The organism is Parapedobacter pyrenivorans (assembly GCF_014636865.1).
In the GTDB taxonomy this organism is placed as follows: domain Bacteria; phylum Bacteroidota; class Bacteroidia; order Sphingobacteriales; family Sphingobacteriaceae; genus Parapedobacter; species Parapedobacter pyrenivorans.
The window spans coordinates 2,789,289-2,803,758 of the sequence record NZ_BMER01000001.1 but is presented as its reverse complement, the minus strand read 5'-3'; the positions used below and the strand labels follow the sequence as shown (position 1 = coordinate 2,803,758).

General features: G+C 50.3%; 10 protein-coding genes. 5 read left to right on the top strand and 5 right to left on the bottom strand.

The window, feature by feature from the left end:
- The first annotated feature begins 456 nt into the window (after positions 1-456).
- From pbpC to IEV98_RS10995, 5 genes are all read left to right on the top strand, one after another.
- On the top strand, positions 457-2,877 hold the full coding sequence (gene pbpC / locus IEV98_RS11015; protein ID WP_229738680.1) for a penicillin-binding protein 1C: 2,421 nt from the start codon (positions 457-459) through the stop codon (positions 2,875-2,877).
- A 2-nt stretch (positions 2,878-2,879) separates the two neighbouring features.
- On the top strand, positions 2,880-3,593 hold the full coding sequence (locus IEV98_RS11010) for a 3'-5' exonuclease (protein WP_188505883.1): 714 nt from the start codon (positions 2,880-2,882) through the stop codon (positions 3,591-3,593).
- 134 nt (positions 3,594-3,727) lie between these two features.
- Positions 3,728-5,857, top strand: coding sequence for a ribonuclease R (gene rnr, locus IEV98_RS11005; RefSeq protein WP_188505882.1), 2,130 nt, complete (start codon positions 3,728-3,730; stop codon positions 5,855-5,857).
- A gap of 126 nt (positions 5,858-5,983) precedes the next feature.
- Positions 5,984-7,180, top strand: coding sequence for an AI-2E family transporter (locus IEV98_RS11000; RefSeq protein ID WP_188505881.1), 1,197 nt, complete (start codon positions 5,984-5,986; stop codon positions 7,178-7,180).
- Positions 7,181-7,233: 53 nt separating this feature from the next.
- Complete coding sequence (locus IEV98_RS10995) at positions 7,234-7,422, top strand: hypothetical protein (RefSeq protein WP_188505880.1); 189 nt, start codon at positions 7,234-7,236, stop codon at positions 7,420-7,422.
- 16 nt (positions 7,423-7,438) lie between these two features.
- On the opposite strand, the gene IEV98_RS10990 is transcribed toward IEV98_RS10995, so the two are convergent.
- From IEV98_RS10990 to IEV98_RS10970, 5 genes are all read right to left on the bottom strand, one after another.
- Positions 7,439-8,521: a 3-oxoacyl-ACP synthase III family protein gene (locus IEV98_RS10990; protein ID WP_229738679.1), complete on the bottom strand. Its 1,083-nt coding sequence runs from the start codon at positions 8,519-8,521 to the stop codon at positions 7,439-7,441.
- 115 nt (positions 8,522-8,636) lie between these two features.
- A complete protein-coding gene (locus IEV98_RS10985; protein WP_188505878.1) occupies positions 8,637-8,828 on the bottom strand; it encodes a cold-shock protein in 192 nt (63 codons plus the stop codon).
- A gap of 146 nt (positions 8,829-8,974) precedes the next feature.
- On the bottom strand, positions 8,975-12,022 hold the full coding sequence (locus IEV98_RS10980) for an efflux RND transporter permease subunit (protein WP_188505877.1): 3,048 nt from the start codon (positions 12,020-12,022) through the stop codon (positions 8,975-8,977).
- Positions 12,023-12,028: 6 nt separating this feature from the next.
- Entirely contained in the window at positions 12,029-13,084 is a 1,056-nt protein-coding gene (locus IEV98_RS10975; RefSeq protein ID WP_229738678.1) for an efflux RND transporter periplasmic adaptor subunit, read from the bottom strand.
- Positions 13,085-13,096: 12 nt separating this feature from the next.
- Positions 13,097-14,452, bottom strand: coding sequence for a TolC family protein (locus IEV98_RS10970; protein WP_188505876.1), 1,356 nt, complete (start codon positions 14,450-14,452; stop codon positions 13,097-13,099).
- Positions 14,453-14,470: the final 18 nt, after the last annotated feature.

Here is a 14,470-nt window from a genome sequence, read left to right as displayed (position 1 = left end):
ATTTTAGCAAAAAATATCATAATAAGTTATAAATCAACTATCCATATAAATTAAAATACATCAAAAATCAACACACAACACTTTAGCAAAAGCACTTAACAAGCAAGTAAAATAGGAAACCTCCAAGGAGCCACCAAAAACACGATTAATTACTAAAATACGCCACCATAATTTTGCTAAAATTTAAGCAAAATAAATATAATACAATTATAAACAATCAATTAATATATCTATATAAACAATAAGTTACTATTTGCTTTTTAGCTATCCAAACTCGATGGGGTGCACGACAAGTTTCCGGTTTCCGAAATCAACCTTGTTTTCTGCTTGTTGTTTTGCAGGCCTTATGGCGTGAGCGAAGTGAGCGTTATAGCCGAAAAATGACAAGCAGAAAATATAAACGGAAATTTGTCGTGCACCCAACTCGATGCTCCATCCCGAAGGCGGCCAATATTTTTGTACTTTAGCAGCGTGATCGCTTGGACAAAAATACAGGGGCGGCGTTTCCTCAAGTACGCTAGAACCAGAAAAGGCATAGCCATTATTACATCCGTAACCTGCCTGCTCCTACTCCTCTATTTTTCCTTACCCAAACCCCTATTCCTCGCACCCACTTCATTTGTTATTGAAGATGCTTCGGGAAAGCTTATGGGAGCATCGATCGCAGCGGACGGTCAATGGCGCTTTCCATCGATTAAAGCCGTACCGGAAAAATTTGCCGATTGCATTACGACGTTTGAAGACAAACGGTTCTATTTCCATCCCGGTATTGACCCGATCGCCCTGGCACGGGCAGTCGCCCAAAACATTGCGAATGGGCGAGTCATCAGTGGTGGAAGCACCATCAGTATGCAGGTCATCCGCATGAGCCGCAACAAACGGCGCACTGTTTGGCAGAAAGTTATCGAGGCATTGCTAGCGGTACGGTTGGAAGTGGGATATAGCAAAGCTGCCATTTTGCAATTGTATAGTGCAAACGCTCCGTTCGGCAGCAATGTCGTAGGGCTCGATGCTGCGGCATGGCGGTATTTCGGGCGCTCCCCCGAACAACTTTCATGGGCGGAAACGGCCTTGCTTGCCGTGTTACCCAATGCACCAACGCTCATCCATCTAGGACGCAATCGGCAACGCCTGCTCGCCAAACGGAATACATTACTCGATAAGCTGGTATCGGCAGGCGCCATCGACCAAAATACAGCAACGCTGGCCAAATTGGAACCGCTGCCAGACAAGCCACATTCCTTACCCCGGATTGCGCCCCACTTGTTGGAGCGGTTCAAACAAGAATACAGTCAGTTGGACCAGCGTGTCACCCGTATCCAAACGTCGCTCGACGGCACCTTACAGCAGCGGGTCGCAGATATCGTCGATCGCTACCACCGAAACCTCAGCGCTAACGGCATACAGAATGCCGCTGCATTGATCTTGGAGGTTGAAACCGGCAAAACATTGGCCTACGTGGGAAATGTACACACCCCGCAGAACAGTGAAGCCGAAAGCCACGTGGACATCGTCACCTCCTTGCGGAGCCCTGGGAGTACATTGAAACCCCTGCTGTATGGTGCCATGCTTACAGACGGCCTGATACTGCCACATACACTGATCCCGGATGTCCCCACCCAAATCGGCGGGTATGCGCCGCAAAATTACGATTTGGGTTACGATGGTGCCATACCGGCCTCGCGGGCGTTGAGCAGATCGCTCAACATACCGGCGGTGAAGATGCTGCAACAGTATAAGTACCAGCGCTTCCACCCATTTCTCAAAGTAGTGGGGATCCACACACTCAACCGTCCGGCCAATTTCTATGGGCTATCCATGATTTTGGGGGGCTGCGAGGTTACCATGTGGCAGCTGGCTGGCGCCTATGCCAGCATGGCCCGCACACTTAACCACTACAGCCGCTATAACGCCAATTATAACCCCGCGGACTACCACGCACCTTCCTACCTGAAAGACACACCTGATTTGGGCGGAAAAGCCTTGGAACGGGCTGCTATTATTGATCACGCATCACTCTATTTTACTTTCCAAGCAATGAACGAGGTGATGCGCCCCGGTGAGGAAGCCCTATGGGAGCAATTTGCTTCTTCAAAAAAGATTGCCTGGAAGACCGGTACGAGCTTCGGTTTCCGGGATGGGTGGGCTATCGGGCTGACACCCACTCACGTCGTTTGTGTATGGGTGGGCAATGCTGATGGCGAGGGGCGGCCTGGGCTTACGGGGATCGGCACGGCGGCTCCTATATTGTTTGATATTTTCGATTTATTGCCCGCTACCAGTTGGTTTGAAGCGCCGCTCGACCGGATGGTACAAACGGCGGTATGCCGAGAAAGCGGTCACCTAGCAGGCCCTGACTGCCCTAACCCCGATACCGTTTATATCCCTGTGCCCGGACACCGATCAACGGTATGCCCGTACCACCGCACCATACACACCAATACCGATGGTACCTTGCGGGTTACTGCCAACTGCGTGCCACCCGGCAATATCGTCGCAACTAAATGGTTCGTCCTGCCACCAGCCATGGAATACTATTATAAACCGCGGCATAGCAACTACCGGGAGCTTCCGCCCTTCGCCGCAGGTTGCAACCACAGCGTCGAAGGCCAGGTGATGGAAATGATTTATCCCAAAAACAATGCGAGAATTTACATACCTTTAGAGATTGATGGCCGGCGTGGGCAGGTGATATTCAATGCGGCACATCGCAAACGCGGCAGCAAAATATATTGGCACCTCGACGATACATTCGTTGGTGAAACGGAAACATTCCACCAGCTCGCACTGGATATATTGCCAGGGAAACACCGCATCACATTGGTAGACGATGATGGCATGCGCATGAGCCAGCAGTTTGAAATCTTACAGAAATAACCATGCTCGAAACAATCGATCTGCAACAGGTACTGGTATTGGATATTGAAACGGTAAGCCAAAAAGCCAATTATACTGAACTGCCCGACAACTTTCAGGAATTGTGGACCCTTAAAATGCAAAATTCCCTAAACGACGGCCAAAGCGCAGCCGATGTATACCCGGATGCAGGGCTATATGCGGAATTCGGCAAAATCATCTGTATATCCGTAGGGGTGTTCCATCAGCAGCACGGACAAACCGGCTTTCGCGTAAAATCTTTTGCACATGTAAACGAAAAGGAATTGCTTGCGGAATTCTCGGCACTGCTGCGGAAACAGCCGAGCAACCTTACGCTCTGCGCACATAATGGCAAGGGCTTTGACTTCCCGTACCTCTGCAAGCGGATGTTGATCAACGGGGTTGCCCTCCCGCGGCAGCTGGACCTATCAGGAAAAAAGCCCTGGGAAATCTCGCATTTGGATACGATGGAACTGTGGCGATTCGGCGATTTCCGCAATGCCGTCTCACTCAATCTCATGGCCGCAGTATTAGGTATCCCCTCGCCAAAGGACGATATCAGTGGGAAGGACGTCTTCGAGGTCTACTACGGTGAAAACAATCTGGGCCGTATCCGTGTATATTGTGAAAAAGATGTCATAACCACGGCACAAATCTTGCGGAGATTGCGCAACGAACCGCTGATAACACAAGAGGCCATCAGCTTCGCGGAGTAGTTGGCATTCAGGGATGCGTGGCCGGACCGGTTATTATGGGGTATAAAAAATAACACGAATAAACGAACAACAAAGTCGAGACAACACGACACGGAATAGTCTGATATCTCATAGCTAACATCTCAAATACAATTATGGCAAGCAAGAAAACCAGCGCATTCAAACATGTTCTTACCCAGCTCATTTCGGATCTCATCGAAAAATCGGGTAACAAGCCTATGAACTATAAGCAGGTAGCAGCCAAACTCAATCTGGCCGATCCTGAATCGCGTGAAGCAATCCGTGACATCCTGGAGGAAGAGGCCCGCACGGGGTTATTCAGAGTGGTTGAAAAAGGGAAATACGCCCTCAAGGAGCTTAAGGCATTTGTGGTAGGTCGCGTGGACATGACGGCCGACGGCTCCGCATTCATCGTGCCTGAGGATGAGTTTGAGGACGACATCTATATCGGTCCGCGCAAATTGCGGCAGGCGCTACATGGCGACCGTGTGAAGGTACATACCTACGAAAAGCGGCGTGGCAAACGCAAAGAGGGCGAAGTAGTGGAAATACTTGAACGAGCGCGGACGGAATTTATCGGTACGGTGACGATATCCCCCCGTTTTGCTTTCTTGATTGCAGATGACCGGAAGATGCTTCAAGACATATTCATCCCACTGGCAGATCTCAATGGGGCCAAAGACGGTGAAAAAGTGGTGGTAACCATCACCGAGTGGCCACAGGAGAGTAAAAATCCCGTCGGCAAGGTGACTTATGTGCTCGGCAAAAAGGGAGAGAACGACACCGAGATGGTTGCGATATTGGCCGATTTTGGCTTTCCATTGGCATTTCCCAACGCGGTGGAACAGGAAGCGGAGGCTTTCCCGGCACAGATATCGCCAGATGAAATTGCCAAGCGGCGTGATTTTCGCTCCATTACAACCTTTACTATCGACCCGGCGGACGCCAAGGACTTCGATGATGCGATCTCATTCCAGCAGTTACCCAATGGCCATTATGAAATCGGCGTGCACATCGCGGACGTTGCACACTACGTGCGGCCTGACTCAGCGCTTGACAAGGAAGCTTTCGAGCGGGGTACGTCCGTATACTTGGTAGACCGCGTCATACCCATGCTGCCCGAGCGGCTGTCAAACGACCTCTGCTCATTGCGTCCGCGCGAAGATCGCCTGGTATTCTCAGCGGTATTCGAAATGGATAAAAATGCCAATGTTATCCACGAGTGGTTCGGGAGAAGCGTCATCCATTCCGATAAGCGATTCAGTTACGAGGAAGCGCAAGAAATCATTGAACAGCAAACCGGAGCATTCAGCAAGGAATTGCAGACACTTAACGAATTGGCTTATATACTCCGCGACCGGAAGTTCAGGCATGGTGCCATCAGTTTCGAAACTACGGAAGTGAAATTCCATCTCGACGAAAACGGCAAGCCCTTAGGCGTGTACGTGAAAGAGCGTAAAGACGCTCACAAGCTCATCGAAGACTTCATGCTGCTGGCCAACAGACGCGTGGCCGAATTTATCGGCAAGCAGGGAAAAGGCAACAATAAAAAGACATTCGTATACCGGGTACACGATGTACCGAAAGAAGAGAGTATCACTGCGTTTGCGCAGTTTGCAGCCCGATTCGGATATAAGATCAACACAAAATCGGATCGGGAAACCGCTCGCTCGCTCAATGCATTAATGGAACGGGTAGAAGGCACTAAAGAACAGAACGTACTGACCACACTCGCTATCCGCTCGATGGCCAAAGCCATCTATACCACGAAGAAAACCAGCCACTATGGCTTGGCGTTCGATTATTACACGCACTTCACCTCGCCTATCCGGCGCTATCCCGACGTGATGGTACATCGGCTACTTGACCATTACTTGGCAGGCGGCAAATCCGTTAACGCCGAAGTTTATGAAAAACAATGCGAACACGCCTCCCAGATGGAAAAGAAAGCTGCCGACGCGGAGCGCGCTTCCGTCAAATACAAACAAGCCGAATTTCTGCAGGATCAGGTGGGCGAAATCTATATGGGCATTATCTCCGGGGTGACTGAATGGGGCATGTACGTGGAAATCGAGGAAAACAAATGTGAAGGTATGGTTAGGCTACGCGATATTACGGATGATTTTTATGCACTCGACGAAAAGAACTACGCCATTATTGGTCAGCGGAAAAAGAAACGATACCAACTGGGCGATGAAGTACAAATTCGGGTAAAAAAGGTTGACCTGTCTAAACGGCAGATTGATTTCACGCTGGTATCTTAAAAAGAAAACGTTCGAAACATTATCTACTATTGTTTGTTTCATCCCCAACTTATCGATACATTGCATTATCGCGATGATTTTGCTGCACCGATACAGAAAATATAACAAGCAATTTATCTAAATCATATGGAAGAAACTCCTACCAAACGGCCCTATGCCCTTGAATTGGCGAGCAGCCTCGTTTCCCTAGCGCTTATCATTGCGCTGATGTACGTACTTCAAGGCGTACTCCTACCCCTCATGTTTTCCATCCTTATCGCCATCTCGCTATATCCTGTGGCTGGCACCTTGGAGCGGTTACGACTGGGGAAGGCCTTTTCTGCGCTATTGGCGGTCATTTTGGCCATTGCCATCCTATCGGGTTTGGTCTGGTTTATTGTGCACCAAGTGATTGTCATCGGCAGGGACGGTGCTGAAATCCAGCAAAAGTTCCTCTCGATATTCGACACGATACAGCGTTGGCTACAGGAGCGCTTCGGACTAGAGCCCACCGAAATCGTAGAACGGCTCAGAAGCCAAGCCAACCAGATCCTGTCTAATGCCGCATCGTATATCACTGCTGCTTTCGGCTCATTGGGAAACATACTCGCCGGTGCGGTGTTGGTACCTTTATTTTCCTTTTTCCTGTTGTATTACCGCGTGTTTTTTCGCGAGTTTTTCTTTCGTGCATTCAAATCTACCTCACAGGAAAAAGTGCACAACACACTCAATAAAATTTATAATGTAGTGCAGAGTTACCTGCTTGGCCTTATCACCGTCATGGGTATCGTAGCCATACTTAATACCGTCGGTTTGTGGATACTGGGGATTCAATATGCTTGGTTTTTTGGCACATTGGCATCGTTGCTGATGTTACTCCCTTATATCGGCATTGCGATTGGTTCCATACTCCCAGCATTATTTGCGCTGGCCACGAAAGATACCGCTTGGTATGCGGTGGGGGTCATTGCATGGTTTCAGGTGGTGCAATTTCTCGAGGGCAATCTCATCACACCGAATATTGTGGGAAGTAAGGTAAGCATAAACCCGCTGATGGCCATCATTTCCATCCTTCTTGGCGGCATGCTTTTCGGGCTTGCCGGTTTGATCTTGGCATTGCCGCTCACGGCCACCATTAAGGTCATTTTTGACGCCGTCCCGTCCATGAATGCCTTCGGCTTTCTCATCGGTGAACCCGAAAAGTATCACCTTAAACGGTACTCCACCAAAATCCTGCTTAAGCGCTGGAACCTTCGTGAAATACTGGAAGCGAAGGAACGGAAAACTAAAATCACAGCCGATAAAGCAGGTAATCCCTCAAAGGGCAAAGACGAAAAAAACTGAACATTTCGCTTACACATTTGTTGCTTTCAAACAGAATCAGTGTAAGGAGCATTATGAAAAAGCAACAAAATTTGACCGGCGCACAGGACAAAAGCCGCAATGTGGAGATGGGCAATCCCACGGCAGATAAGACCTTCAAGGATATGCGGACGCTCAAACGCCACCAAGGTTTACCTAATGCAGGCGGCGTGCGCACGGGAAAAACCAAAATCGATAACGGACAGAGCAACGATAAGGAATAACATCCGCCAAGCAACATTATTCCGGAACCTTATACACCAGTGCATTGATATTGACACCGGCACCAACCGCCGCAAATACAATGGTGGCGCCTGCTTTTAATGCATAATTAGGAATCTTCCCGGAGGCCAGGAGGCTGTACAATGTCGGTAACGTGGCTACCGAACTGTTTCCCAACCAAGAGATGGTCATCGGCATCACACCTTCGGGCGCATGTTTCCTGCCGTACAAGCCGTAAAGTTCCCGAAGTATGGCCTCGTCCATTTTGTTGTTTGCCTGATGCACCAATACACTATCTACATCGTCAATGGGCACATTAACCCTGTCCATGCACGTTTTGATGATCTCGGGCACGATCTTGAGGGCCTTTTCATAAAGTTTCCGGCCCTGCATCTTGAGAAATAACCGGTCACTCCGGTATTCGGGGTTGTTGGACTTTCCCATTTTCAGTACGAAAGCGAGTTCATCCGTATAGGACCGCGCGGCATGCGCCAGTATGCCCACGCGCTCCGTTGTTTCAATGGCAGAAAGGATTATCGCACCTGCGCCATCCGCATAAATCATACTGTCTCGATCATGCGGGTCGCATATCCGCGAAAGGGTCTCTGTACCAATCACCATGACGCGGCCCGCCTGGCCGGATCGAATATAATAATCTGCCTGGATGACGCCTTGCAACCACCCCGCACAGCCAAACGTCAAGTCATAGGTCACCGTGTTCGGATTAGTAATCCCCAGCCGATGTTTAACCTTCGAAGCCAAAGCAGGCACAAACTCACTCGTAGGATTTTGCTTACTGATATCGCCGAAATTATGAGCTACAATGATGTAGTCCAACGTTTCCCGATCCGTTTTTGATGAGGCCAGTGCATCTTCCGCTGCTAAAAAAGCAATGTCAGAAGCAAGCAGATCATCAGTCACGTACCTTCTTTCGCGGATACCGGTGATATGCTGAAATTTCTCGATAATTTCTTTGTTCTCGGCGGGAAGCTTAATCCCATCTTGACCAAAAAAAACATGATCGATGAAACCATCGTTGGTTACCCTGTGGGTAGGAAGGTAGCAACCGCTCCCCACGATGATTGAACTGCTATGTTTCATGATGGTATTCATTGATGCCGACAAGCTACAAAAAAAGATTACGTTCTTTTGGAAATCACCAAAATAAAAAAGGCTGCCTGATCAGACAGCCTCCAAAAATATCTAAAGAGGTGTTTTAAACCAACTTGACATTTACCGCATTCAATCCCTTTTGACCCTGCTCCACATCATACGAAACTTCGTCGTTTTCACGGATACGGTCTTTCAAACCAGACGAATGAACAAAAATTTCACGTCCACCGTCACTTGGTGTGATGAATCCGAAACCCTTGGTTTCGTTGAAAAATTTTACTACTCCTGTTGACATTATTTATTAATTTATGAATAAAGGTGTAAAAGTAACTATAATTTATTGAAAATCAGTTATTTTTTTTTCATACCCGTGACTTAACGTGATCTTACCTGGGATATCGCCTCTTTAAAAGCGTGCATTACATCCGTGGCAAGCCAGTTCTAGACCTCGATCTTTGGCGGCATCAGTTTATAAACGACAGGCGTAACCACCCGCGAAAGCAAGGTGGAACTAATCAAGCCACCAATCATCACAATCGCCAGCGGTGAAATCAGCGGGTTGCTCGACCAAGCGATAGGCAGCAACCCTCCAATCGCTGTCAGCGATGTCAGAATAATGGGCAGAAATCGCATCTCGCCGGCCTTTTCGATCGCTTCGTTAAGTTCCATGCCTTCGCGGCGTAGCTGGTTGGTGAAATCAACCAACAGGATGGTGTTTTTTACCTCGATCCCAGCCAGCGCCACCAACCCGATGGAGGCGACGAAAGACAGGGTGTTACCTGTAACCAACAATGCCAACGCAGCACCCACGATGCCCAGTGGAATGACTGAAAGCACAATCAGCGTACTTTTCAGGGTCTTGAATTCGAGCACCAGTACCGCGATAAACAGAAATACCGTAATCAATATCACCGTACCGAAGCCACCGAACGACTGCTCACGGCTTTCCACCTCGCCCCCCATCTCGTAATGATATCCAGCGGGCAATTTCATAGCATCCATTTGATCAACGACGTGCTGAATAACCTCGTCGTTGGTATATCCGGCATCCACAAAAGAGTTGACCGAAACCGTGCGGTCGCGGTTGATGTGATAGATGGCCGGAGGTGAGGGCATCAGTTGCAGCGTAGCCAACTGACTAAAAGGTATCGCCGTTCCCTGCACATTGTCTACATAAACCTGATCGAATACCGACAGATCGGGATAAGCCGCCCGGGGCACGCTCAGCCGTACAAGATAATCGTCGTCGTCTGATGCAGGATCCGTATACGTCGTTACATCCAGTCCAGCCAGCACCATGCGGACCGTCCGGTCGATGTTGGCCGTCGGGACCCCGAGGGCCAAGGCTTTATCGCGCTGGATGTCTACCTGGATATCTGTCTTATCGTTGCTCACCGGGTTATTTACATATAACGCGCCGGGGGTTTGCTCCATCATCCGTTCCGTCCGGTAAGCGAGCTGCTTCAAGGTATCTAGGTTATCCCCGAATAACCGTACTTCCACGGGCGAGATGACGGGCACACCTTGTTCGAAATTCTTCACCTCCACTTTGGCGCCCAGATACGGTGTCCAACGCCTCCGGAGCCGCTCGATCAGCTCCTCTTTATCCCGTGCCCGTGTTTCGGGTTGCAGCTGCACAAAGATTTCGGAAAAATCAGCCCGCTCATTAGCCTGCTCCACGTTATAATAGATCCGCGGATTGCCCTTGCCTACATTGGACGCAAAGTACCGTACCTCTGGCCATGAATCGAGTTCTTTTTCGATCTGGCGGGTGATGCTGTCCGTTGTGTAGATATTTGCCTGCAACGGCGCACTGATGCGGATCAGGAACTGTGGTTTTTCCGATGCAGGAAACAGGCTGAACCCGATGATGGGGATAAGGGCCAGGGCGCCGGCAAAAATAAATGCCGCTATACCCAAGGCGTACCAGGGGCGTTTCAATGCCCGGTCGAGCAATACGGAATAGGTGCTATGGATGGTCCGCTGCAACCAGCGAAGCACCGCATTTCCTTCCGGGTTTTCATGCGGTTTCAGTAGACGGCTCGAAAGGAAAGGAACCACCAATAGCGCCACGAGCATGGAAGCGAGTACCGATCCGATGACCGCCATGGGCAAGCTGCGGATAAAGTCCCCGGCAGCTTCCGGCATAAACATCAGCGGCATGAAGGCGATGGCCAATGTGGCCGTACACCCCACTACCGCCAGGGCAATCTGATGCGTTCCCTTTATGGCTGCCTCAACGCGCGAAAATCCTTCTCGCATCCATCGCTCGATATTCTCCACCACCACAATGCTGTCGTCAACGACCAGCCCCAAGGCCACCACAAACCCCACAATACTCAACTGATTCAACGAATAACCCAATACATTAAGCGCGATTACCCCCATGGCCAAAGACAGGGGTACCGCGATCATCACCACCAGCGAAGCCCGGGTGCCAAGCGGCAGCAACGTAAGGAGCACCAGCGTTACTGCAATCAGGAAGTCGACCCCCAGCCCGCTCAGCCGATTGTTCACATTTTCACCTTGGTCGAAGTGCAGCACCATATCGATGTTGTCGGGCAAACGTTCCCTGAATTGATCCAACACCTGAAGGTAAGCCTCCTGCGTGCGACTGATGTTTTCTCCGGCCTTTTGTGCGGCGTTGACAAACACGGCCCGATGCCCATTTAAGCGGGTAATATGTGTTTCGGGAGCGAAATCGGCATACACATCGGCGATGTCCCGCAACAGGATATTTTTTCCCTGCGCACTCGACACAATGGTGTTACGGATGCCGTCGACACTTTGATAGTTGCCGCTGGTCTTGATACTGAACACCCTTCCGCCTGCCAGCACGCTGCCGCCGGGAATATTCGCGCCTTCGCTCTGGATGGCTTGCATCACCTGATTAAGCGGTATGCCCAATTGTGCCAGGCGTGCTGGCTCGACGTCCACACGGATCAATTGATCCGTTAACCCGCTTACCTTTACTTCCTTAAGCGCTTTTACCTTCTCCAGCTCCTCCTTGAGATCGTCTGATACATCTTTCATCACCTTGCGTGATGCATTTTCGGAGATCAGGGCCACCTGCAGGACATTAACCCCCGTTGGGTCGATTTGCTGGACATCGATGCTGTAGAGCTCATCCGGCAACTGCGGGCGCAAGGCGCCCACCTCGCGGATCAGCTCCTGGTATTTATTGTCGTAGTCTACGTTGTGCTCATACTCTACAAACAGCACCGCTAAGCCATTGACAATCGTCGTGCGGATACGCTTGATATTATCCAGGTCATAAAGCCGGGATTCAATGGGCTTCACAATCAGCTGTTCCATGTCCTTGGGGTTGGTACCGGGATAGATCACCACCACCGGAAAGTTTGGAGGACGCATTTCGGGATCTTCTGCACGGGGCATGGTCAGGATGCTGCTTACGCCGATGGCGATCACCATGAGCACCATGATGAGCGTAAACTGATAGTTCTTAATCGGATATTTGATCAGGTCCATAGCCTTTTATTTTACCGTTATTTTTGAACCATCCCGAAGATAAGGGCTGCCGGACACAATCAGTGAGTTTGCATCTTCCAGTCCGCCTGTCACCACGACACGGTCTTTCTGTATGCTTCCTATTTGTACGGGAATCCGGCGTGCCGTTTGTCCATCATCGGTAACGAATACATAACCCGTACCCGCATCGCCATCCAATAAGGCCTCATAGGGAATGAACCAGGCTCCTGTTTTGGTCGACAGCTGGATTTCAGCCTTACCGAACATACCCGATGCTACCGTAGGCAGTCCGTCGTTCCCTACCAGCTTCAGGTATACTGTAAACGTTCCAGACTTCAGATCGATTCCTTCGGATTTGCGGAATACCTTTGCCGAAAAGCGTTTGTTTCGGACTGCATCTGTGGTTACCTCTGCATTGTCGCCTAATTGGATGGCCGACCATTGCCGGTCGCTCACCCCCGCTTTGAGCAACCAGCCGTCACGCCCCGTACTGCTAACCAACAGCACCGGGGCTCCCGGTCCGACGACCTGCCCGGTGCTGGCCGGGCGCTGCAATACGTACCCATCGAACGCCGCATGGATACGGGTATGGCCCAGGTTGTAAGCAGCACGGTCTGCATCCTGCTTGGCAGCTTCAAATGCCGTTTTCGCATTTTCCATCTGCTCCTGCGTGGCTACGCTGTCGAGGAACAACTGCCGCGCGCGGTGGTAGTCGCGCGCAGCTTTCTCCACCCCCAGCTGCGCCTGCTTCACCGCGGTATTGATTTCCGTAGGTTCCAACGATGCCAGCAATTGCCCTTTCTTGAAGGAATCGCCCTCTTTTACGTGGAGCTGCTGGATCACACCACCGTTCTTGAATGCAAGCACGGTTTCATCGTCGGTTGTAAAGGTACCCGTGGCACGGATTACCTGGCTCGTATCGCGCGTCGCCAGCTGAATAACACGCACGGGGATTACCTCGCTGTCTGCCAGGCTATCGGTACGTTGTTCATCGGAGGGGCCGCACGCACTCAGGATCAGTACAAGCGCCATGGAATAATAGCTGAATGATTTTATATCCATTGTCTTCTGTTTTTATTGGGTAAGGGGATAACTTGCCTGTTCACGTTCGAGGCTTGCTGCTGCTGAAAGTACCTGATAGGTGTTGATCAGCAATGCCATACTGGCGGAGGTGTACTGATTGCGTGCATCTACCGTCTCGATGTAACTGTTCGATCCGGCCTGGTAGCCTTTGGCAATCAGCCGCCGGTACGCCTGTGCAGCCTCCAGTTGGCTTTTCGACGATTGATAGTTCTTCCATGCGGACTGTAGGTTGCGATATGCCATGGAATTTGCAAGCTGCAGCTGTTGTTTTGTTTGTTCCAGTTGCAACTGTGCGTCCTGTAGATCCAGACGTGATTGCTGGATTTTATATTTATTGCGGTTGCCGTTGAAAATGGGGAATTCCAACTGGAGCCCCGCCATGTAATAGCGTGTCTGGCCGTTGAAATGAAAGCCTTCCGATTGCGATCCCAGATCCAGGAAGGCATTCAATTTGGGGATGGCAAACCGTTGGTCCATTTTCAGCATCGTGGAACGGATGTCGATGGCGGTTGATAACGATTGGAGTTCCTCCCGCTCACGGCCGGCGTTGCTATCGTTGTGCAACACAGACGCAGCGTGCAAAAGTGCTGTTTCATGGCCAAACGTGGTATCTACCTCCGCTTCTTCGGCACGATTGAGCAGGCTATTAAAATAAGCCCGCGCGTTACGCGCCTTCATTTCGGCATCCGTCAACCGGGCTTCAGACTCCGCAACTTCGCTGTTTGAACGCAATACATAAGCGGGCAGTCCCTTTCCGTTCTCCACCAGTTTCTCATTGGTACGCTGCCCCTCCCGGGCGAGGTCTACCGCGGCCCGATAAATATCCTTGGCCCGCACAGCACTGAGGTAATTGAAATAGGCTACCTTGATTTCCTTGACTAATTCCCGCTGGTAGATCGCTACGTCCAGTTTGCTGAGTTGCAACTGCTGTTCATGGATACGTTTATTCGCACCGATATCCGTATTGATAAGTGGCATGGTGGTGCGGATGTGCGCATCGTAGTAATTTCTCGGCAGGAAATTGATGGTTTCATTTTCAATTTCCGGAAACGCTCCTGTTCCGGTGAGCTGGTTTAACGTACGATAAACGGGGTTGAGCAGGTCCCCTATGGGAAGTGGGATATTCCGCCCTCCGTCGGCCGTCTGATATCCCGCCTGCAAGGCCACGGTGGGTAGGTACATGCTTTTGGCTGACTTCAACGCATACGTGGCCTTTTGAAGCGACACCGTGCGCTGTTTCATCACCAGGTTGGTTTCCAGCCCTTCTCTGATATAATTGTCAAGTACTTCCTGTGCCATCGTCTGTCCAACGATAAGTCCCAGCATGATTATTAATACTGTTCTCATTATTAACAGTGTTTATAA

Excerpts from the sequence above, each read along its gene's own strand:
- IEV98_RS11010 (WP_188505883.1), top strand. The coding sequence starts at position 2,880 with ATGCTCGAAACAATCGATCTGCAACAGGTACTGGTATTGGATATTGAA.
- rnr (WP_188505882.1), top strand. The coding sequence starts at position 3,728 with ATGGCAAGCAAGAAAACCAGCGCATTCAAACATGTTCTTACCCAGCTC.
- IEV98_RS11000 (WP_188505881.1), top strand. The coding sequence starts at position 5,984 with ATGGAAGAAACTCCTACCAAACGGCCCTATGCCCTTGAATTGGCGAGC.
- IEV98_RS10995 (WP_188505880.1), top strand. The coding sequence starts at position 7,234 with ATGAAAAAGCAACAAAATTTGACCGGCGCACAGGACAAAAGCCGCAAT.
- IEV98_RS10990 (WP_229738679.1), bottom strand. The coding sequence starts at position 8,521 with ATGAAACATAGCAGTTCAATCATCGTGGGGAGCGGTTGCTACCTTCCT.
- IEV98_RS10985 (WP_188505878.1), bottom strand. The coding sequence starts at position 8,828 with ATGTCAACAGGAGTAGTAAAATTTTTCAACGAAACCAAGGGTTTCGGA.
- IEV98_RS10980 (WP_188505877.1), bottom strand. The coding sequence starts at position 12,022 with ATGGACCTGATCAAATATCCGATTAAGAACTATCAGTTTACGCTCATC.
- IEV98_RS10975 (WP_229738678.1), bottom strand. The coding sequence starts at position 13,084 with ATGGATATAAAATCATTCAGCTATTATTCCATGGCGCTTGTACTGATC.
- IEV98_RS10970 (WP_188505876.1), bottom strand. The coding sequence starts at position 14,452 with ATGAGAACAGTATTAATAATCATGCTGGGACTTATCGTTGGACAGACG.